We start from the raw sequence: 21,187 nt of genomic DNA, 5'->3' as shown, positions 1-21,187 counted from the left end.
TCTCAGTTCTCGCCCGCCGATGAAGTGCTGTCTTGAGTCGTGCTGTCTTGAGTGCCGTCGTCAGAGGTGTCCTGCTCAGTCTCCTCCTCGTCTTGCTGGTCTTGCTCCAGCTGGCTGGCCGGGTCGTAGCGCTTGGCGGCTTCCTCGTCATCAGGATGGTACAGAGGTCCTTTCTGACCGCATCCCGACAGGCCCAGCAGAGCACCCAACAGCAGCGCAACAACAACAGAAGTCGGTCTCATTGGTCATGCTCCTCTGTCGTTGCCTGCTGGGTTGTCACGTACTGGGCCAGAGCGTCGCGAGCACGCTGGGCAGCAGCGCGAACCTGATCGGGTGCGGTGCCACCGATGTGATTACGTGCGGCTACGGAACCTTCCAGGGTCAGCACCTCGAAAACGTCGGCTTCGATCACGTCAGAGAACTGGCGCAATTCATCCAGGCTCATCTCGGACAAGTCCTTGTGGTTCTGGATACCGTAGGCCACGGACAGCCCGACGATTTCATGGGCATCACGGAATGCGACTCCCTTGCGCACCAGGTAGTCGGCCAGGTCGGTGGCCGTGGAAAATCCGCGGCGAGCGGCTTCGCGCATGGAGTCCTTCTTGGACTCGATGGCCGGAATCATGTCGGCAAAGGCGCGCAGACAACCAAGCACAGTGTCCAGGGTGTCGAACAAGGGCTCCTTGTCTTCCTGGTTGTCCTTGTTGTAGGCCAGTGGCTGAGACTTCATCAGTGTCAGCAGACCGATCAGGTGACCGTACACACGCCCCGTCTTGCCACGCACCAGTTCCGGCACGTCAGGGTTCTTCTTCTGCGGCATGATCGAGGAGCCGGTGCAGAAGCGGTCTGGCAGGTTGATGAAGTCGAACTGGGCACTGGTCCACAGCACCAGCTCTTCGCTCATGCGTGACAAGTGCATCAAGAGCAGGCTGGCGAAGGCCGCGAACTCGATGCCGAAGTCGCGGTCACTGACCGCATCCAGGCTGTTTTCAGCGGGACGCTCGAAACCCAGTAGTTCAGCCGTCAGGTGACGGTCGATGGGGTAGGTGGTGCCGGCCAGGGCGGCAGCGCCCAATGGCATCACATTGACTCGCTTGCGGCAGTCAAGCAGGCGCTCGTGGTCACGGGCCAGCATTTCCTGCCAGGCCAGCAGGTGATGTCCGAACGTCACTGGCTGAGCTGTTTGCAGATGGGTGAAGCCGGGCATGATTGTATCGGCCTCGCGATCGGCCAGTTCGATCAGGCCGGCGCGCAAGCGGGCCAGTTCGGCGGCCACCGCATCGATTTCATCACGCATGTACAGCCGGATATCCGTTGCCACCTGATCATTGCGAGAACGGCCCGTATGCAGTTTCTTGCCGGTAATGCCGATTTTTTGCGTCAGACGCGCTTCGATATTCATGTGCACGTCTTCCAATGCGACTGACCACTCGAAGGTGCCTGCCTCGATTTCCTGCAGGATCTCCTTGAGTCCTGCTACGATGGCGTCACGCTCGTCCTCACTGAGCACGCCGACGCGTGCCAGCATGGTGGCATGGGCAATGGAGCCCTGGATATCGTGACGTGCCATGCGTTGATCGAAGTCGACCGAGGCAGTGAAGCGGGCGACAAAGGCATCGGTAGGTTCGCTGAAGCGGCCGCCCCAGGACTGATTGGTGGTCTGGCTCATTGGGCTGGAATTCCTGCATCGGGTTCGCGAGCGACGCTCGGGTCCATCAGGGACGACCTGGCTGAGTGGCCAGCGTGCCTTGGAACGGCGTCGAGATATGCTGAAAGTGTACCAGAGTCGCACCCTGTGGCGAGGGGGAGGGTGATGATAATGACAGACGGGATACCTGCCAGTAATGGGACTTCGATTTTACTGATACCGGTGGTGCATTATGATGGTGGCATTCCTTTCACTATATAAAGCAAAGCCGGTGGACAGGCCGTCCGGTCAGGGAGAAACAAGTGCAATATACGTCGACACTGCGTATCGCGACCCGCAAAAGCCCGCTGGCCATGTGGCAAGCCGAGCATGTGCGCGATCGCTTGAAGGCGCTTCATCCGGGGCTTGAAATTGAACTGGTTGCCATGTCGACCAGAGGCGACAAGATTCTCGATACTCCTTTGGCCAAAGTCGGTGGTAAAGGATTGTTCGTCAAGGAGCTCGAAGAGGCCATGCTGGATGGCCGGGCTGACATTGCCGTACATTCGATGAAGGATGTGCCGATGCAGTTTCCCGAAGGTCTCGGGTTGTCAGTCATCCTGGCGGGGGCGGAACCTACGGATGCCCTCGTTTCCAACCATTACGCTTGCCTGGACGAACTGCCAGAAGGTGCACGTGTCGGTACCTCCAGCCTGCGTCGTGGCCTGCAGTTGAGCGAAGCACGCCCTGACCTGGAAATTCTCAGCCTGCGCGGTAATGTGCAAACCCGATTGAGCAAGCTTGATGCAGGCGATTTCGATGCCATTCTATTGGCCACCTCCGGGCTCAAGCGCCTGGGGCTGGGAGATCGCATTGCGCAGGAACTGCCCCCGGAAGTCTGCCTGCCTGCGTGTGGGCAAGGGGCCCTGGGTATCGAGTGCCGGATGCATGATGCTGAGTTGGTATCGCTGCTGGTGCCATTGGACGATCCGGAAACGTCTGCTCGGGTACGTGCCGAGCGGGCAATGAATACCCGCCTTGAAGGTGGTTGTCAGGTACCGATAGCAGGTTATGCTGTGCTCGAGGACGAGCGGACCCTGTGGCTGCGGGCACTGGTGGGCAATCCCGATGGAACCCGCGTACTGCGTGCTGAAAGCCGTGGTTCGGCAGAAGAGCCAGAGGCATTGGGGATTCGCGTCGCTGAGGAGTTGCTCGACCAGGGAGCTGGCGAGATTCTTGCCAATATCTATGGGCAGCACTGATGGTTGACTGCCCTGTCATCATCACCCGACCCGGTAGCCGGGCCGAGCCATTGGCTGCGGCTATCCAGGCTTATGGCCTGGAAGTGGAGCGGATAGAAGTGATGACACAGGAAGTTGTGCCGGAATCAGCGGGCATGCGCGCAGTGTGGCTCGATATTGACCAGTTTCATAAGGTAGTGGTGATCAGTCCCGCTGCCGCCGAGTGTCTGATAGAGGCCCTGGATCGTTACTGGCCGCAACTGCCTCAGGGCCTGGCGCTATATGCAGTGGGTGAGGCAACTGCCTCCTTGTTGTATCAGGCACTGGGGGTTCGTATCAGAATGCCCTCGGTGGGAAACGAAACCAGCGAGGGGTTGTTGGCGCTGGGGTCATTGCGTCAGCTTGATGAACAGAAGGTTTTACTGGTCGCCGGTCAAGGCGGCCGAACACTACTGGCTGATACCCTGGCCGAACGGGGAGCGCGCGTGACTCGCCTGGAAGTCTATCGACGGCGGTTGATGGAACCTTCCAAGGCAGAGCAATGGCGCCTCAGTTCGGCACAATATAGGGCGTTGGTAGTCAGTAGCGGAGAAATTCTTGAACATCTGGCAAGATGGTGTTCAAAGACTGCGTTGTACCAACCGCTTATCGTATCCAGCCAGCGGTTGGCTACACTGGCCGAACAACTAGGGTTTCGCGACGTGGTAGTGGCATCCGGCGCATCTCCTGCGGCAATGGCAGCGGCGGCAGCCGGAACCTGCAACCCCAGGTAGTGGGGAGTCTAGGACGGCGAATGAAGATCTCGAACAAGGGCTAGCGACAGATGAGCAATCAACAGCACGATAAGGACGAACAGCAGACCCCGTCCGGAACTGCCCCGAATGGAGCAGGCGACTCGGCTGCGGGCAAGGAAGGCTCGAGCGGTACCACGAGGAGTGGCCAGCGACGTTCGCGACGACGTACCAAAGGTGGTGGTGAACGCTATGTTTCCACTGCGACATCGTCGTCCACGACCACATCGATACCCTCATCCACTTCTACTGCTGCGGAGCCGTCCCCGAAAGCTGCTGTGGATGATGCCAAGCCTGAAGCATCCAAGGCAGCCGATAGCCCATCGTCCACGGCCAAGGAGAGCAAGCCTTCCGAAAAGGACTCGTCAGCCAGCAAGCCTGCCAACGTGAAACCTGCCAAGAGTGATACAACGGCGAGTGCCAGCAAGGCCAGTGACAGCAAGCCTGCTGACTCGAGCAAGACTGGTGGATCGAGCAAGTCGTCTTCCTCCGCTGGCAGTGGTGGTTCCGGTGGTAGCAGCAAGACAACGTCCTCTGGCTCTGGTGGTGGCAAGGCCGGGGTCATTGCCCTGATTCTGGTGCTGATCCTGATTGCTGGAGTGCTGTTCATTGGTTGGAAGGGCTGGCAGCTGCAGCAGGCCATGTCCGAGCGACTTGACCAGCTCAAGGAAAACTCTCCCAGCGTGGCCCAGGTGCAGGAGCTGTCCAACGAACTGCACAGCAACCTGGAACAGCGTAAGACCAGCGTGAACGAGACCATCGGCGGTATTCAGAGTGAATTTGCCGACTACAAGGCCGACGTCAACCAGACGCTTGACCGCGTGTTGATGGAGCTGGCCAAGAAACAGAAAACCGACGAGCGTGATTGGCTCCACGCCGAAGCCGCCTATCTGCTGCGGCTGGCCAACCAGCGCTTGCAACTGGAGCGCGATGTGGGAGGTGCTGTTGCCCTGTTGCGTACTGCCGATAATCGTCTGGAAGAGGCCGACAATCCTGCCCTGGTTCCGGTGCGCCGTGCCATTGCCGAGGAGTTGGCGGAGCTGCAGTCCGTGCCACGTGTCGATCGTACCGGTCTGTATCTGGCACTGAATGCCCAGCAGGAGCAGGTCGCTGGCCTGCCGCTGGCTCAGGACATAAAAGAGTTCACTGCTGACACTACCATTGCGGAAGCGCCTACCGGAGCCTGGCAGAAGCAGCTGGCCCGAGTCGGAGAAGAGCTGAAGGACCTGGTGGTGGTCCGGCATCACGATCAACCCATGGAAACGCTGATCACACCAGAGCAGGAGACTTATCTGCGTCAGAGCCTGCGCCTGATTCTGGAACAGTCTCAACTGGCTCTGCTGAAGGAAGAACAGGACCTTTACGAGACCAGCCTGAAGAAGGCAGAGGGCCTGCTCAATTCCTACTATGACCTGGATGACCAGAAGGTACAGGCAGTCCTGAGCAAGCTTGATGAACTCAAGGGGGCTTCCATCCATCCTGAGTTGCCCGATATCAGTGCATCCCAGCAAGCACTGGCCCGTTTCATCGAACAGCGTTTTGAAGCGACTGCCAAAGGCCAGGGGGATGACGCATGAGAAAGCTGATTCTGCTCATTGTGCTTGGCTTGGCAGTGGGCGCACTGTTTGGCCAGCTGATGATGTCAGTGCCCGGTTACTGGTTGGTTCGGGTGGGGGATACTTCCTTCCAGACCTCATTCTGGTTTGGGCTGGTGATCCTTCTGGCACTCTTTATTGTGCTGCACTTCGCGCTGCGAGTGCTGATGCGCATGACCCGGCCAGTCAGCCGTTTCAAGGTCTGGAATGCACGGACCCGCAACCGCAAGGCCATGAAGCGTACTGTGCGTGGCCTGGTGGCGCTCGCCGAGGGTCGCTGGAAGCGTGCCGAGAAGGCCTTGGTCAAGGCGGCGGATGATTCCAGTACGCCACTGGTCAACTACTTGTCAGCTGCGTTGGCAGCCCATTATCAGGGGCGCTATGAGCAGGCTGACACTCTGCTCAAGCGTGCACACCTGAGCACCGATGGTGCCGATCCTGCCGTAGGCATGATGCAGGCGCAGTTGATGCTGGACCGTCAACAGTATGAAGAGGCGCTGGCGGTGCTGACGCGGCTGGATCGTCACTTGCCGCGCCACCCTCAGGTGCTCAAGCAGCTCAAGCAGGCCTATATCAGTGTCAGTGACTGGGAAGGGTTGCGTCGTTTGCTGCCACGCCTGGCTGACCAGCAACTGATTGCCCGTGAAGAACGCGAGGCGTTGGAGCTGCAGGCCTATAGCGAATTGATCATGCGTGAGACGCGTAATCCGGAAGACGTCGACCGGGTGCGCAATCTGTGGGCTGATATGCCTGAGCACCTGCGTTCCAATGTCGACTTGATCGTGCTCTACACCGAGGCTCTGGTGCGTGGCGATCAGCAGGTCATTGCTGAACGCCTGCTGCGTCATTCGCTCAAGGATCATTGGGACAGCCGCTTGGTTCTGCGCTATGGCCTGCTGGATGTAGATGCCTCACGCCAACTGGTAACTGCAGAGAAGTGGCTACAAGAGCGCCCCAACGATCCGGACCTGCTGCTTACCCTGGGTCGCCTGGCACTGCGTAATGCATACTGGGGCAAGGCTCAGGAATATTTCGAAGCCAGCTTGCGTCAGCGTTCCAGTGGTGTGGCGTGTGCTGAACTGGCGCGCCTATACGCCAACCTCGGTGAGCACAACAAGAGCCAGCTCTATTATCGTCAGAGCGTCGAGCTTCTCGACAAGTCGCTGCCATCGCTCCCGCAGCCCAGCGATGCTCAACAGGCTGCTCAAGCCTGAGTGCTCAGGTAAAACTCCCGAGACCTGTACCAAAAGACACACCCCATGGAGAGCCCCTCCATGGGGTGTGTCTTTTGGTGGGCTGCTTCGGGCTCCAAATGCATGATCCTGTGCTCTATCGCTATGCCTAGGCAGGAGCGCCTGTCCCCGGTGATACGCGCTGCTTATGCTGGTGGCTGTGTGCAAGTGAGGCCGATGAGCAGGGAGTGCGTTGATGGCAAGCATAACGGTGATGACACACATGAAATGGGCGAGTACATGTGCGATTCTCGCCTTGTTGCTGTCTGCTGTGCTGCTGTCTACTCAGGTGCAGGCCCATCAGGAGAGCCGGGAGCAAGCGGTATCTTCTGATCAGGAGACGCTGGCCGAAGATACCGCGGTACAGCTTTCTGATGTCTGGGTACAGGCATTGTCAGCAATGAATCTGGGGCCGATGACGATTGCCCTGAGTGATCAGGCCAGCCTGGACCTTCCTTCGGGATATGGTTTCATGCCTCAGCCTTGGGCCAGGAAGATAATGGCAAAGGTCGGCAACCAGCCCTCGGCTGATGAGCTGGGTGTGATCTTTCCACTTGTGGAAGAGGTGGAGTGGTATGTCGATGTCGAGTATGTGGCATCGGGGTATATCAAAAGAAGCGATGACCAGCCGTGGGACACGGAACAACTGCTTGCAGGACTGCGCCAGGGAACCGAGGCGGATAATGCTCGGCGAGGGAAGTTGGGTATCCCTCCTGTTCAAGTGGTCGGCTGGGTGGAAACGCCTGCCTATGATGTAAAGCTCCACCGCTTACTTTGGGCTATCGAAGCCCGCATGCAGACCAGCATGCGAGATAGCGCCTCGAGCCGTGAAAGTATCATCAACGCAAGCATCATCAACGAAAGCATCATCAACGAAAGCATCATCAACTACAGCCGCCATGAGCTTGGCCGTGAAGGCTATATCGCACTGAGCCTGGTGACCAGCAGGGCATTCCTTGCACAGGGCAAGCGCGCTATCGATGAGCTGGGAGCAGCGATCGAGTTCAAGGAGGGTAAACGCTATCAGGACTTTGATGCTGCCTCGGACCGCCTTGCAGAATACGGCCTTGCTGAGCTGATTGTCGGCAGGGCGATCAGAGAGCCGAGGCCGTTGATGGTAGCAGGTAGCTGGTTGGCTGGGCTCTGGGGGCCGCTGGTGATCGTCATGCTGCTGGTGTGCTGGCTTGTTGGGGCGCGCAGGCGGGTGAAAAAACGCAATCGTTTGATGTCTCTATAAAAAAACCCACGGATATATTCCGTGGGTTTTTTGTTTCAGGGCAAAGTTATGGAAAGTGCTTCAGGTTTCTGGACTATCGGGATAGTCACCCTTGAAGGCGGACTTGATCTCTGCCTCTTCGGGGGCGGCGTGGCTTTCGGGAGCCTGGACGCTGCCGTCTTCGCCCGCCTGGGGAGCTGATGACTCGGGAGACGCGTAGCCGTTCTTGTCCACCAGACGTAGATTGGCGGCAGGGGCCTGGCCTTGCTTGTCTTCGCCGAAGTACACGGTGGTATGCGGGAAGGGGATCTCGATACCAGCATCGTCCAGGTGCAATTTGACTAGACGGTTGTACGCGCGGCCTATGGCCCACTGCATACCAGGAGTGGTCTTGATTCGCACGCGGATGTGAACCGCGCTGTCAGCCAGCGCCGTGACACCTTGCACCTCCAGTGGGGCGACAATCTCCAGCTTCAGTTCCGGATCCGTGGTCAGCTCATCGAAGGCATTGTGCAGGGCAATGATGGCTTCATCGATGCTCTCGCGGTAGGCGATACCGTACTCACCCACATGATAGGCAAAGCCGCGCATGTAGTTGGACACCACATCTACGCTGGAGAAGGGAATCAGGTGGAAGGTGCCGTTGACATCACGCACACCCACCGAGCGAATGCTCAGCTTTTCGGCAGTACCGGTAATGCCGCCAAGGGTAACGACGTCTCCGGTATTCATGGCATTTTCGACCTGAATGAAGATGCCGGTGATGATGTCCTGCACCAGTTTCTGGGCACCGAAACCGATGGCAAGGCCCAATACCCCAGCACCCGCGATCAGCGGGCCAATGTTGATGCCGATCTCTGACAGCACGATCATCAGTGTCATGGTGACCAGGGCGATGGCCAGTGCATTACGGAATAGCGACAGCAGGGTGTGGGCTCGAGCCGAAGATTGGCCGTTGCTGGTAGCCTGATTGAGCTTATGTTCAATCAGGCTGGCCAGAGAAATCCAGGCAATGGCTGCCACGATCAGGATGACGGCAACATTAAAGGTCTTGGTGACCAGGTTGCGTCCGGATTCCGATGCATACCACGAGGCAATGTCGAATAGCCCCCAAGCATTCGCCAGGCACATGGCGGCGGTGATCAGAATCAGGATGTTGATGACCCGTAACATCGTGGGGATATAGGAATTGAGCCGTGGTTCGAGCAGCGGTAGTTTCTGGCGCAACTCATCGGACAGCGTGATGCGCCGGCCGATGATCTGGGAAATACCTCGGGATACCAGGCTGGCAACGAGCACGATGGCAAGCGACTTGGCCGTTGCGATCAGGACATAGGGCAGTGCTTTTTCCGGCTGGGTCAACGTCAGCATCAGCACTACGGTGAAGTAGACGATGGCCAGCAGATGCCAGGTACGGGCCAGAAGCCCGATAGCCACACTCGACGCAGGCAGGGTCGCACGCTGGGCTACGCTGAGCAGTCCATCTCGTACCTTGATCCGATTGATCAGAATCACGATGATGGCATAGAACCAGGCACCCAACATGATCAGGGCGCCAGCACCCTTGCTGAGGCTCGCTGATAGGTAGAGACTGATCAACGGCACTACGACCATCAGGCCATAGCCGGCCAGACCAATCAGGCGAGCGATCCAGCGATTCCAGTAGGATGCGTCCTTGGCGCCAATTGGCAGCAGGCGAATGCCTTCATAGCGTGAAGCGAACAGCATGCGCATCCCCGCCTTGAGCAGTTCTATGACCAGGAAGGCATTGAGGAACAGCGATGCCTGGGTGGAAAGGCTGCCGGTCTCACCAATGATGAAGGTCGCTGCCAGGTTGCCACCGACATAGGCCAGGCCCACTGCCATGGCATCGATCAACAGTGCAAGCGCGGAGCACAGGACTTGCCGCACGATGGGATAGAGGCTTTGCCCATTCAGCGACCATTGGCTCAGGTGGGCGAACAATGGACGCACCAGGCGGCGAATGGCCAGGAACAGAACGAAGGTGGCGATGATCACCAGGCCCAGGTTGAGCGCTGCCGTCATCAGCAAACCAAGATCCAGCGAGCTTGATGTCAGGGAGCCATCGAACAGTGCACCAAGAGAGGAGACGAGATTGTCGAATTGTTCGCCGAATTCGCTCACGGTCTTGCTGGTCAGAGTAGCCAACTGAGCAGGCAAATTGGCGCCAACGACCTCTGCGCTATCGGGGGGGGCTGCCTCCGGAACTTCTTCTGCGGCAAGTTGGCGCAGTTGTTCGATCAGTTGGGTTCGGGCCTGTTCATTTTCCAGCATGTCGGCAAGGGTGGAATATGCCGGTGCTCCGGCGCCGTCCTCTGCTGGCGGAGCCTCAGCGGGCTGGGCGAGTGCAGGTATGGCTGTCGTCATGATCAGCAATAGAGCACTCAGTAATAGGGCGCAGATGCGTGAGGGCATCACTCGAGGATCTCCTTTCATCGGTGGGCCTGTTCGATAATGGTGGTATGGGAGAAAGTTGAGCGCAGGCTAACATATCGTCAGTAAGCGCTTCTGTCTTTCGTGTGCCGCATCGGCATATGAATCATGTGACAAGCATGTGGGTGTGGGGTTCGTGACTTTTTTCGGGAGTGACAATGGGACAGGGATGGGCGTTCTTGGGGATATCACTGCTGGTCGCAGCCGGAGGTGCCGTGGGGGGCATGGGGCGGCTCTACATCAGTCGCTGGTCGGCGAGCCATCTGGGCAGCCGTTTTCCCTGGGGAACCCTGATCGTCAACCTGGCAGGGGCCTTCGTCATCGGGGTGCTGGGTGGGCTGGTTGCACAAGGCTCGCTTGCCGCCATGTTTTTGCTGACCGGTGTGCTCGGCGGCTTTACCACCGTTTCGTCACTCAGCCTGCAGACCCTGGACCTGTTACGTGAGCGCCGCTCTCTGGCAGCATTGAGCAACGTCGGCATGACGTTGCTGCTGGGGCTTGCCGCAGCAGCCTTGGGCTGGAATGTGGTGGCTGCCTCATGAAGAGCTGGCCAATCTATCTGGCGGTAGGTGCAGGCAGTGCCCTTGGTGCAGTATGCCGCATGTGGGTGGGGCTGGCCGTTGCCTCTTTCGTCACGACATCTTTCCCCTGGGCGACGCTGATGGTCAATGTGATAGGTTCCTGGCTGATTGCGCGTTTTGCCACTCATGCCAGTCTCCATGAACATGGGCGAGTGGCCCGCCTCCATCCCTTTCTAGTCGCTGGCTTCTGTGGTGGCTTTACGACATTTTCTCTGTTCAGTCTTGAAGCGGTGACTCTGGTCAGTGACGGCCGGGCCGGGTGGGCTGCACTCTATGTCGGGATCAGTGTGCCAACCTGGCTGGGAGCAGCCTGGTTGGGTGACCGCAGCGCGCGGCGGGCTGCTGCGCAATAGCTTTTTGACGGAATGATTTATCCAACTGAAAGAGTCACCCTGCTGAAAGGTCACAGAGTTTGCTAAAGCAACAAGGCTGCCCGAAGGCAGCCTCACCCTTAAGGGATTCGAGTTTGGGCTGCAGGAAGGGATCAGGACGCCTTGCGCTTGGCCTTGCTGCTTCCCTTGGGCGTTACGGCAGTCTTGTCCGGTGACTTGTTCTGGGGCGGGAAGTGCGCACGCACCAGTCCCAGCAGGCCTTGGGTCGAGGCATCGAAGTCCTGGCTGCGCTCGTCGATGCGTTCGCTGATCTCGCCGGCGATACGCTTGCCCAATTGGACGCCCCATTGGTCAAAGGAATTGATGTTCCAGATGACTCCCTGAACAAATACCTTGTGTTCATAGAGCGCGATCAAGGCGCCCAGGTTGCCAGGAGTCAGCTCATCGAGCAGCAGTACGCTGGAGGGGCGGTTTCCTGGGCAGCTATAGGGATCGAGATCTCCTCCCTGGAGGCTGCCTTCCATGAAGGCATTGGCCTGGGCCAGCATATTGGTGAGCAGGGCGAAGTGATGCTCTTCGACGCCTGGCTCTGGCTTGAGTGAGGCGATGAAGTCGATGGGCACATAGCGAGTGCCCTGGTGGAGCAACTGGAAGAAGGCATGCTGACCGTTGGAACCCGTCTGCCCCCAGACTATGGGACCCGTCTTGTAATCCACCGGACGCCCGAAAATATCCACTGACTTGCCGTTGGACTCCATGTCGAGCTGCTGGAGAAAGGCGGGCAGCTGATGCAGAGCCTGATCGTAGGGCACGATAGCCTGGGTTTCCGCGCCCACGAAGTTGATGTACCAGATGCCAATCAAGGCCATCAGCACAGGCATGTTCTGTTCCAGCGGTGCATTCAGGAAGTGCTGATCCATCTCCCAGGCACCCTGCAGCATCTCGATGAAGCCTTCAAAGCCGATGGCCAATGCGATGGGCAGGCCGATAGAGGACCACATGGAGTAGCGCCCACCGACCCAGGCCCAGAATTCAAAGACATTTTCCTCGCGAATGCCGAATTCCATGGCGGCCTTGCGGTTGGTGGACGCGGCCACGAAATGTGCCCCGATGTCCGCGTCTTCGCCTGCCTGCTCCAGGAACCAGCGGCGTGCGGTGCGGGCATTGAGCAGAGTCTCCTGGGTGGAGAAGGTCTTGGTCGAGACGATGAACAGGGTCGTCGCCGGGTTGAGACCACGCAGCACCTTCTGAATATGTGCACCATCCACGTTGGAGACGAAGTGGAAGTTGAGATCCGGATGGCGGTACTTGAGCAGAGCACGGCAGGCCATGTTGGGCCCCAGGTCGGAACCTCCGATGCCGATGTTGACCACATCGCGGATGCGCTCGCCGTTGTAGCCTTTCCATTCCCCGCTGCGTACGGCTTCGGAGAAGCGCTTGATCTGCTCGCGGGTCGCGTGGATCTCTGGCATCACATCCTTGCCATCGACGATGACCGGCTGATCGCCCAGGTTGCGCAGGGCAGTATGCAGAACGGGGCGGTCTTCAGTGACATTGATGATATCGCCGGAGAACATCTGGGCCCGGCGCTGCACCAGCGCCGAGTGATGGGCCAGTTCCAGCAGTTTATCCAGTACCTCATCGGAGATCTGGTGCTTGGAATAGTCAAGAAACAGGCCCCCAACCTTCAGGCTCATCTTGTCGAAGCGCTGAGGGTCCTGGGTAAAGTAATCGCGAATACGGTCATTGGCGGTTTCCTGGTGCAGGCGCAGCAGGGATTGCCAGGTCACACTACGGGTCAGCTGAAACACTGATTGTTCCTCTTGTTATTTGCTGCGCGCGGATATCCAGGCGCCAGCGTCAGGAATGTTCATCTCATAGTCCTGGTTCAACCAGGGCGAGCTCATCATGAAGTCAGCGCTGGATGGATTGCAGGCCACGGGCACGTTCCACAGGGCTGCCAGGCGCAGCAACGCCTTGACGTCCGGGTCGTGAGGCTGAGGGGCGAAGGGGTCCCAGAAGAAGACCAGCAGGTCGAGGCGCTGTTCAGTGATGCGCGCTCCAATCTGTTGGTCGCCACCCAGTGGGCCGCTCATCAGGCCTTCTACCTGAAGCTCCAGGGCCTTGCTCAGGCGCGCTGCAGTGGTTCCAGTGGCAATCAGCTCATGCTGCTTCAGTGTGTCATTCCAGCGTTCAGCCCAGGCCAGCATTTCTTCCTTCTTGCCATCGTGGGCGACAAGGGCAATGCGCTTACGTGCCGGAAGGGTGCGGCGAGCCTGATTGGCAGGGAAGGTTGGGGTCATGACGAGCCTCCGGAAACAGGGCAGTGAAAAAGAGTCACCTGTCGAAATGTCACCATAGTGCTTTGAAGGTAATATTACTACGGCGACTAAGGTCGACTAAGGTCTATATGGATGAGCTGAATCGTGATTAAAGCGATAAATCGCAGATTTTCCGCAGTATTTGTCTGGCTCCATATGAGGTAGTACCACTTTATGTTGTAATTTTAACAAAAAACACTTGAGTCCTTGTGGTGCATGTACCAAAGTGTTGGCTAATGACGACGTCCCAGTGGGGATTCATGGAAGGAGCCCGTCTGCCGTCGAGTCCTAGGGTTTGTCTGAAAGTCGTTGAGTACTGTCAGGAAAAGCGATACCGGTCGACAAATTGTCAGGCGTGGCGATATGGAAAGCCTCACTGCTCGTAGAGCGACAGTGATACTCCTGTCACCAGGCGCAGAGTTACCAACTATAGGTAGTCTCTGTACAGATAGTCGCTGTAGATGGTTTCAAGACAGATCCTGGATGGTTCTTGCATCACTTTTCATCGCTTCTAGTTCTAGTCAATGGAGGTCTCGCCATGACGCTCAAGGTTGCCATCAACGGGTTTGGTCGAATTGGACGCAATGTACTGCGTGCCTTGTATGAAAACGGTTATCGCGAGAAGGTCGAGATCGTTGCCATCAATGATTTAGGTGATCCTTCTCTGAATGCCCATCTGTTGCGCCACGACACCGTGCATGGCCACTTTGCTTTCAAAGTAGAGCACGACGAAGAAAGTCTCAGCGTCGATGGGGATCGCATCACCATTCTTTCCGAGCGCGATCCGGCTAACCTGCCCTGGGCTGCCCTTGGCATTGACCTGGTCATGGAGTGCACCGGGTTGTTCACCAAGCGCGAAGCGGCTGCCAAGCACCTGGAGGCTGGCGCTGGAAAGGTACTGATTTCCGCCCCTAGCCCTAATTGTGACGCTACCATCGTCTTCGGTGTCAACGAGCAGGTGCTGACCGCTGAACACAAGATTGTCTCCAATGCTTCCTGCACCACCAACTGCCTGGCGCCGGTCGCCAAGGCATTGAACGATGCAGTAGGCATCGAGAATGGTCTGATGACCACGGTGCATGCTTACACTAACGATCAGAACCTGTCCGATGTGTATCACTCCGATCCGTACCGCGCACGTAGTGCCACGCATTCCATGATCCCGACCAAGACGGGCGCTGCCGCTGCGGTAGGCAAGGTACTGCCGGAGCTGCAGGGCAAGTTCGATGGTCTGGCTGTGCGTGTACCGGTCATCAACGTGTCGTTGGTTGACCTGGTATTTACCGCTTCCCGCGATACCACCCGTGAAGAGATCAATGACATTGTGGCCAAGGCCGCTGAAGCATCGCCAGTGCTGGCCATCAACGCTCAGCCACTGGTCTCGATCGATTTCAATCACGATGCGAATTCCTCGACCTTCGATGCCAACCACACTCGCGTCAATGGTCGCCTGATCAAGGTCATGGCCTGGTACGACAACGAGTGGGGCTTCTCCAACCGTATGCTGGATACGGCCTTGGCCATGCAGGCCGTAGGCTGAAATCATTAGCCAGCGCAGTTGTTTATTGCTGTGAGAATGTGATTCTCTAATACAATAAATACGAGAAAGAAACGCCGGCGCCTTTACAGGCTCCGGCGTCTTTGCGCCTGAGGAGCACCAATGCTGCCTGATTATTCATGGATTGCCTGGCTTCTGATCATCTTGTCCACATATCTGACAGGGGTGTCCAAGGGGGGCTTTGCCGGTGGATTTGGTACGCTCTCGGTGCCGTTGATGGCGCTGGCCATTGATCCGATTGCTGCCGCAGGCTTGCTGCTGCCGCTTTTGATTGTCATGGATGGCCTAGCGGTGAAGGCCTGGTGGGGCCGACAGAATTGGGCCGAGGTAAAGCGTTTGATACCCGGAATGGCAATTGGTGTCGTGGTAGCTACCCTGGTAGCGGACAGCCTCGATGCTGACCATGTGCGCCTGGTGCTGGGCGTCATATCGCTGCTGTTCGTCGCTTACATGGTATTCAAGCCGTCGGCATCCCGACCGATTTCCACTGTCTGGGCCTGGCCAGCAGGCATTGCCACCGGCATTACCAGCTTCATTGCCCATGCCGGTGCGCCACCCATGAACCTTTATCTGGTGCCCCGGCGGCTGGACAAGACCGCCTTCATCGCGACCACCACCCTGGTGTTCGCGGCCGTCAACCTGATGAAGTTGCCGCCCTATCTGTGGCTAGGCGAGATCAACACCACCAGTATCTGGGCCTCTCTGGCACTGGTACCCGTGGCCTGGCTCGGGATTCGCAGTGGTGTGTGGCTGCATCACCGGGTCAATGAACGGTTGTTCTATCGTCTGGTGATCCTGGCCATGGCCATTGTCGGTGTGCAGCTGATTTTCAAGGCGCTGGGTTAGCCTGGGACAGTGAGCGGATGTCACCGGTCATCATCGGCGCTCAGGAGCGGCCGGTATATTGATCATCGCTCACATGCTCCATCCAGGTGACGACCTCACCATTGTGAACCTCCTGTATCGCAATATGGCTCATGCTGACGTCGGGGGCTGCACCATGCCAATGCTTCTCGCCTGGCTCGAACCAGACCACGTCACCGGGGTGAATTTCCTCGATTGCGCCGCCCCAGCGCTGAACCAGCCCACGACCGAAGGTCACGATCAGCGTCTGACCCAGCGGATGGGTATGCCAGGCAGTACGTGCACCGGGCTCGAAGGTGACATGGGCGCCCTGCACCCGGTCCGGATCGGCCTGATTGAACATCGGGTCTACCCGAACCGTACCGCTGAACCAGTCTGCGGGGCCTTTGGCGGATGGGTTTGTACCTGCGCGCGTAATTTTCATGATGAACTCCTTGCTTTCAACGTGATGTATTTTGCAGCGTTACCGAGAAGTTGCTCGCTGGCATTCGCTCGTTATTCGCAGAAATACTGAGCATCGGCAACCGGCTCCATCCAGTCTACGACCGAATCACCCTCACTTTCCTGGATGGCCAGATGGCTCATGGCTGTCATGGCGGGATCACGCTGCGTTCAGGGGTAGGGCCAGAGCGATGGAGGCAGCGCTTTCCTGCTGCGAAGAAGACACGTTAAACCATGTCTCTCATGAAGATAACGCGCAATAATTCGATAGGACTTATTAGCTGTGCTAATTAATCGTATGGCTAATCAGGGGACTCCTCCTCACCATCTTCAAGGCATGCACAAAAAAGAAGGGGCTGTCACTGATGTCGAGCCCCTGAAAGGTCGGAGATTTTCTGGCTATGCCTTCATTTCGACGGTTTACCGAACCGGCACCCAACAGCGCTCCAGGCAAGATGTATCTATGGCGGTGATGATGTTCTGGTTGTGGCGGCCAAAGGCGAAGTCCGGGAAACAGCCGTCATCGCTGGCCAGCCCCTGGATCAGGTCATGCACCTCGATGACCTTGACGTCGAAATAGCCGATACCGCCGCCGCCATAGTCGAAAGGGAAGAAAGCCCTGAATTGAGGCACCTGGGAGCCGGCCAGGAGGGTCTTGAAACCGCGCTCCTCACGTGGCTCGTTATAGCGAAACACCTTGAGCTCATTGAAACGCTCACCATCCATCATCAGTGTTCCCTCGGTGCCGCTGATCTCCCAGGTGATACCGAACACCTTGCCGGCGGCAATGCGTGAGCTTTCGATCACCCCCGCAGCACCTGAAGCAAAGCGCACCAGCGCCTGGGTCTGGTCATCGTTCTCGACCTCGCGCTGTTCGCTGGTGTCTACTGCCTTGCTTGCATAGCCGACGTTGTCGCCGGCATAGGGCCGAGCCGGAAACAGGATCTGGCTTTGGGCGCAGACCTCGGCAACATCCCCCATCAGGAATTGCGCCACGCTGATGGTGTGGGCGCCGAGATCACCCAGCGAACCGGTGCCTGCCTGCTGGCGCGAGCAGCGCCAAGACCAGGGCAGGTCGGGATCATTGAAGAAGCCCTGGTCGAAAGTGCCACGGAAACGTGTCGGGGTGCCGATGGCGCCTTCGTCGATCAAGCGACGGGCGAGTAGCGCCGCCGGTGTCTTGGTGTTGTTGAACGCCACCATGGTCTTGACGCCACGAGCCTGGGCCGCGCAGGCCATGGCCTCGGCCTGATGATCATCCATGGCCAAGGGTTTCTCGCAGTAGACGTGCTTGCCATGTTCGATGGCGGCCATGACCATCTCGAAGTGCAGCGCGTTGGGCGAGGTCACATCGACGACGTCGACATTAGGATCTGCCACCATATCGCGCCAGTCGCCATAGGCATGTTCGAAGTCCAGTCGTGCAGCGGCGGCTTGTGCTGCCTCCTGGCCCTGGTCCGCAATGGCATAGAGGTGAGGGCGCAGCGGCAAGTCATGATAAAGCGTACGTACGCGGCGATAGGCATCGGCATGCGCCTGTCCCATGAAGCCACTGCCGATCAGGCCGATATTCAATCTCGTTGTCATGGTGTGTTCCGGTCTGTTGGAGCAAGGTCTGGGCCGTCCATTGTTTCCGTGTCAGGAGTTCAGCCCTTCTTCAGCGATAACCCTGCTTGGTCAACTCGATCACCTGCTCTGCATTGTCCTGGGTAATGAAGTTGGGGCCGGTCTGGATGTCGGTAGTTGGCACCACACCATAGCGGTTGTACTGAGCAAGGATCTGCACGGGCAGGTAGCCTTGTAGGTACTGCTGCTGGTCCATGGCGAACAGCATCTCGCCATCACGCACGGCTTCCAGCGTTTCCGGGGCAAGGTCGAAGGTGGCAAAGGCGATCTTGCCCATGGCGCCCTGCTTCTGGAATTCCGTGATCAGCGGTACGGTTGCCAGGGAACCAAGGCTGAGAACGCCATCGGTATCCGGGTTGCTGTTCAGGTGTGCCATCACCGCATTGGTGATGGCGGTGGGATCCTGGGTGGTCGAAAGTTGCTCCGCAGCACCTTCGAAGGCATCGGTAAAGCCCTGGCAACGGGCGTCCAGCTGGGATTGTCCTGGTGCGAAGTTGATGCAGATAGGATGCTCCACGCCTGCTTCGCGCATGCGTTCTCCCGCCAGCTTGCCGGCACGGTATTCACTCTGGCCGACGTAGTTCAAGGCGCCGAGCTCATGACTGATGTCCTCGCCTGTGTTCAGGACCACGACAGGAATTCCGGACTCGATGGCCTTGCGGATCGGCTTGGCAAAGGCACTGGCATCGGGGATGGTCACGGCCAGACCATCGGGTTGAGTGGCTATGGCCTGCTCGATCATGCGCAGCATCTGTGAAGTATCGTATTGGGCCGGCGAGTTATAGCGTAACGACACTCCCAGCTCTTCGGCGGCATCTTCAAAGCCGCGCTTGAGTACGTTGCCGAAGGGGTCTCCGGCGGTGATATGGGTGACGGCAATGAAGTTGAGTTGATCATCCTGCTGGGCCAGGGCATGGCTGCTGGCAGTCAGGGCAATGGCGCCGGCGGCAAGGATAGAAGTAAGTTTCATGGCAAGCTCCCTTTAGGAAACACTGCATAAATGCCTGCGCTACTCAATTACTGTGTTACGCGGTGCTCGGAATCCTCACCTATACCTCATAGGCTCCGGCTCCTGTGCTCCGGGTGCCTTGTGATCGAGCATGCTCGTCGATTTATTCAGCGCTTCCTTTATTGCTGTTGTTGGTAGAGTCGGTTGAAAGAGTCAGTCGGTGGGTCAGTTGAAAGAATCCGTTGTTAAGGCGGTGGTTGATAAAAGCTCATGCTGAGCGGCTGTTGATTGTGCTTCTAGGTGAATGAACAAGGATCGTCAGGCCTGGCGATCCTGAGCGAGGCGGGCAAGCGCATCATGCAGACGTGCTTCCTGCCAGTCTTCCTCCAGTGCCGTGGCCAGCAGCTGGCGCTGGCTGTCTGGCGCCATGCCACCTTGTGGTGGTGTGCGGTCAAGGTTGGCGGGAAATGGATAGACCTCGGCCAGCGCATCCGCACAGGCCTGCATCTCGGCATTCCAGCCATCGCGTTGAAAACGTTGGCGCAACGATGGGTAGCAGGTGCGGATCAGCCGGTCGTGGTCGACGCTTTCCATGGCACGGCTGAATGCAGAGGAAATCTGCAGCAGATTGGCCATGCGACGCAGGTTGTCGCTGTCATTATCACCGGCGGCATGGAACAGGGCCGGATTGAAGAACAGACCATCACCCTTGTTGAGTGGCAACTGCACGTGATGGCGTTCGAAAACTTGCTGGAAGGCAGTATCCCGATAGGCCAGATAGCCGAGTGCATAGCGCTGGGACCAGGGCAGCAATTGGGTCGGCCCGCTTTCCAGTGGCATGTCATCATGGGCCACGGCGCCTTGCAGGGTCAGGTGCTGGGAAGCCACCTGCATCCCGAGCGGGTAACGCAGGACCTGTGCTTCACTCTGAAACCCCAGGTGGTAATCACGATGAGGCTGTTGCGCGCGCCCTCCCGGCCTGACCACATTGACTTGCGAGGTAACCTGGTAGCCAGGGCCCAGCCAGGCTTCGGCGACCAGGGCCAGTACAGGGTTGGCGTAGTAATCGATAAACCCCTCAGGGTCCATTTCCCCATGTTTCTGGAAGGCGTTCCACAACCGGTCATTGCTGCCGGGGGTCGCGAAGTGATCACCACGGTTGCCGATATCTCGCTCCTGCTCGATCAACTTGAGGAAGGTCTCGGTGGCACGATCGACGATGGCGGTATCCAGCATGCCGGTAATGGCCAGTACTCCAGGGCCTTCGGCCAGGCAGTGGTGCCATTCATCGAGTAACGCACGACGTTGCCGGGGTGAAGATATGCATCGGCGTGCTGTTTCTGCAGAGTAGAGCGGAATACCGGCTTCGATGCGTTCAGCCTGGGGATAGTCCACCGGGATCGTCAACGTCATGCACAGTTGTTCGAAGGCTTGGGCATCGAGCATGTCTTGCTCGATCAAATGAGGTTGCCGAGTCATGAAGACACCTCCCCAGAAGTGGCGGCAACCGTCATCGCGGCCTGTGGTTGAGGGGCGCTGTCGTAGCAGCCGCGCACACTCTGGTCGAGGTCGATGATGGCACCCGTCATCATTCCAGAGGCTGCTGTCACCAGAAAAGCCACGGAACTGGCGACTTCCTCAGGCTCCAGCAAGCGTCCCGCAGGTTGCTGGCGAGCGGCCCGTTCGAGCCAGTCCTCTTCAGCTCCATGGGTGACGGTCTGAATGCGATGCTCGCCGGGTGTATTCATCCAGCCGATATTGAGCCCATTGACTCGAATGCGGTTACGCAGCAACGAGTAGGCGGCGTTGCGTGTCAGAGTGGCCAGGGCGCCCTTGCTGCCGCTATAGGCACAGATGAACGGCTGGCCACCGTGGCCGGACATGCTGAGAATGTTGACGATACGGCCCTCGATACCATCGCGAATCATGCGTCTGGCGACTTCCTGCATGAGAAAGAATGGGGCCTTGGTATTGACGCTGAACAGGCGATCATAGGTGGCTTCGTCAGTGTCCAGCAGCGTGCCGCGCTCCGTGTTGCCGGCACAATTGATCAGCATGTCGATTCGGCCGAAGGCATCATCGGCGGTTGCTACCAACTGGCGGCAGTCGGCGACCTGTGTCAGGTCCGTGGCAACGAAGACCACGCGGCATTGGCTCTGCTCATCCAGAATTTGTGCTAGTTGCTCCCCTCGTTCCTGCTGGCGCCCGCACAGCGCCAGTCCTGACACACCCAGGCCCAGCAGGTGACGGGCAACGGCTTCACCAAGCCCTTGGGTCGATCCGGTAACGATGGCCACCTGTCCTGCCAGCGGCTTGTGCTGATGGAGTTTGTCCTGGTGATCGGAAAACATGGCGGTCG

General features: G+C 58.1%; 19 protein-coding genes. 9 read left to right on the top strand and 10 right to left on the bottom strand.

Annotated elements, in window-relative coordinates; translation table 11 throughout:
- Nucleotides 1-2 precede the first annotated feature (2 nt).
- Together lptM and argH are read right to left on the bottom strand one after the other, a co-directional pair.
- The gene (gene lptM, locus E4T21_RS19585) at nt 3-242 is read right to left on the bottom strand and encodes an LPS translocon maturation chaperone LptM (RefSeq protein ID WP_149286628.1); all 240 of its coding nucleotides are present in this window, start codon (nt 240-242) and stop codon (nt 3-5) included.
- Complete coding sequence (gene argH / locus E4T21_RS19580) at nt 239-1,669, bottom strand: argininosuccinate lyase (protein ID WP_149286627.1); 1,431 nt, start codon at nt 1,667-1,669, stop codon at nt 239-241. Before argH ends, lptM begins: the two co-directional genes overlap by 4 nt.
- Nucleotides 1,670-1,950: 281 nt before the next feature.
- Between argH and hemC the strand changes: the two genes are divergently transcribed.
- The 5 genes from hemC to E4T21_RS19555 all read left to right on the top strand — a co-directional run bounded on the left by hemC (nt 1,951) and on the right by E4T21_RS19555 (nt 7,723).
- Entirely contained in the window at nt 1,951-2,889 is a 939-nt protein-coding gene (hemC, locus tag E4T21_RS19575; protein WP_420827714.1) for a hydroxymethylbilane synthase, read from the top strand.
- Nucleotides 2,889-3,641 (top strand): uroporphyrinogen-III synthase, encoded by a 753-nt coding sequence (locus E4T21_RS19570; RefSeq protein ID WP_149286626.1) that lies wholly within the window; start codon nt 2,889-2,891, stop codon nt 3,639-3,641. The genes hemC and E4T21_RS19570 overlap by 1 nt, the downstream gene beginning before the upstream one ends.
- A 50-nt stretch (nt 3,642-3,691) precedes the next feature.
- A complete protein-coding gene (locus E4T21_RS19565; RefSeq protein ID WP_149286625.1) occupies nt 3,692-5,236 on the top strand; it encodes a uroporphyrinogen-III C-methyltransferase in 1,545 nt (514 codons plus the stop codon).
- Nucleotides 5,233-6,468 (top strand): heme biosynthesis HemY N-terminal domain-containing protein, encoded by a 1,236-nt coding sequence (locus tag E4T21_RS19560; protein WP_149286624.1) that lies wholly within the window; start codon nt 5,233-5,235, stop codon nt 6,466-6,468. Before E4T21_RS19565 ends, E4T21_RS19560 begins: the two co-directional genes overlap by 4 nt.
- A 214-nt stretch (nt 6,469-6,682) precedes the next feature.
- Nucleotides 6,683-7,723, top strand: coding sequence for a DUF2167 domain-containing protein (locus E4T21_RS19555; RefSeq protein WP_149286623.1), 1,041 nt, complete (start codon nt 6,683-6,685; stop codon nt 7,721-7,723).
- Nucleotides 7,724-7,783: 60 nt separating this feature from the next.
- On the opposite strand, the gene E4T21_RS19550 is transcribed toward E4T21_RS19555, so the two are convergent.
- The gene (locus tag E4T21_RS19550; protein WP_149286622.1) at nt 7,784-10,138 is read right to left on the bottom strand and encodes a mechanosensitive ion channel domain-containing protein; all 2,355 of its coding nucleotides are present in this window, start codon (nt 10,136-10,138) and stop codon (nt 7,784-7,786) included.
- A 176-nt stretch (nt 10,139-10,314) separates the two neighbouring features.
- Between E4T21_RS19550 and E4T21_RS19545 the strand changes: the two genes are divergently transcribed.
- The gene (locus tag E4T21_RS19545) at nt 10,315-10,698 is read left to right on the top strand and encodes a fluoride efflux transporter FluC (protein WP_149286621.1); all 384 of its coding nucleotides are present in this window, start codon (nt 10,315-10,317) and stop codon (nt 10,696-10,698) included.
- On the top strand, nt 10,695-11,090 hold the full coding sequence (locus E4T21_RS19540; protein ID WP_149286620.1) for a fluoride efflux transporter FluC: 396 nt from the start codon (nt 10,695-10,697) through the stop codon (nt 11,088-11,090). Before E4T21_RS19545 ends, E4T21_RS19540 begins: the two co-directional genes overlap by 4 nt.
- Before the next feature lie 131 nt (nt 11,091-11,221).
- Here the strand turns inward: E4T21_RS19540 and pgi are convergent, their stop codons facing one another.
- Both pgi and E4T21_RS19530 read right to left on the bottom strand, forming a co-directional pair.
- On the bottom strand, nt 11,222-12,880 hold the full coding sequence (gene pgi / locus E4T21_RS19535) for a glucose-6-phosphate isomerase (protein ID WP_149286619.1): 1,659 nt from the start codon (nt 12,878-12,880) through the stop codon (nt 11,222-11,224).
- A 15-nt stretch (nt 12,881-12,895) separates the two neighbouring features.
- Complete coding sequence (locus tag E4T21_RS19530) at nt 12,896-13,372, bottom strand: methylglyoxal synthase (protein ID WP_149286618.1); 477 nt, start codon at nt 13,370-13,372, stop codon at nt 12,896-12,898.
- A gap of 556 nt (nt 13,373-13,928) precedes the next feature.
- On the opposite strand from E4T21_RS19530, the gene gap reads away from it, so the two are divergent.
- Nucleotides 13,929-14,930: a type I glyceraldehyde-3-phosphate dehydrogenase gene (gene gap, locus E4T21_RS19525; protein WP_149286617.1), complete on the top strand. Its 1,002-nt coding sequence runs from the start codon at nt 13,929-13,931 to the stop codon at nt 14,928-14,930.
- Nucleotides 14,931-15,050: 120 nt separating this feature from the next.
- Nucleotides 15,051-15,794 (top strand): sulfite exporter TauE/SafE family protein, encoded by a 744-nt coding sequence (locus tag E4T21_RS19520; RefSeq protein WP_149286616.1) that lies wholly within the window; start codon nt 15,051-15,053, stop codon nt 15,792-15,794.
- Nucleotides 15,795-15,834: 40 nt separating this feature from the next.
- Here the strand turns inward: E4T21_RS19520 and E4T21_RS19515 are convergent, their stop codons facing one another.
- The 5 genes from E4T21_RS19515 to E4T21_RS19495 form a co-directional block, all read right to left on the bottom strand.
- Nucleotides 15,835-16,236 (bottom strand): (R)-mandelonitrile lyase, encoded by a 402-nt coding sequence (locus E4T21_RS19515; protein ID WP_149286615.1) that lies wholly within the window; start codon nt 16,234-16,236, stop codon nt 15,835-15,837.
- Between the two features lie 437 nt (nt 16,237-16,673).
- Nucleotides 16,674-17,840 carry a Gfo/Idh/MocA family protein gene (locus E4T21_RS19510; RefSeq protein ID WP_149286614.1) on the bottom strand — a complete coding sequence of 389 codons (1,167 nt, stop codon included), beginning with the start codon at nt 17,838-17,840 and terminating at the stop codon, nt 16,674-16,676.
- Nucleotides 17,841-17,910: 70 nt separating this feature from the next.
- Nucleotides 17,911-18,849, bottom strand: coding sequence for a sugar ABC transporter substrate-binding protein (locus tag E4T21_RS19505; RefSeq protein WP_149286613.1), 939 nt, complete (start codon nt 18,847-18,849; stop codon nt 17,911-17,913).
- Between the two features lie 297 nt (nt 18,850-19,146).
- Nucleotides 19,147-20,307: a phytanoyl-CoA dioxygenase family protein gene (locus tag E4T21_RS19500; RefSeq protein WP_205423421.1), complete on the bottom strand. Its 1,161-nt coding sequence runs from the start codon at nt 20,305-20,307 to the stop codon at nt 19,147-19,149.
- Nucleotides 20,304-21,179, bottom strand: a complete 876-nt coding sequence (locus tag E4T21_RS19495) for an SDR family oxidoreductase (RefSeq protein WP_149286612.1) — start codon at nt 21,177-21,179, stop codon at nt 20,304-20,306. Before E4T21_RS19495 ends, E4T21_RS19500 begins: the two co-directional genes overlap by 4 nt.
- Nucleotides 21,180-21,187: the final 8 nt, after the last annotated feature.

Origin of the sequence: Halomonas binhaiensis (assembly GCF_008329985.2) — a bacterium.
GTDB lineage: Bacteria > Pseudomonadota > Gammaproteobacteria > Pseudomonadales > Halomonadaceae > Halomonas > Halomonas binhaiensis.
The sequence above is the reverse complement of the archived record's forward strand: the minus strand, read 5'-3'. Positions and strand labels throughout refer to the sequence as shown.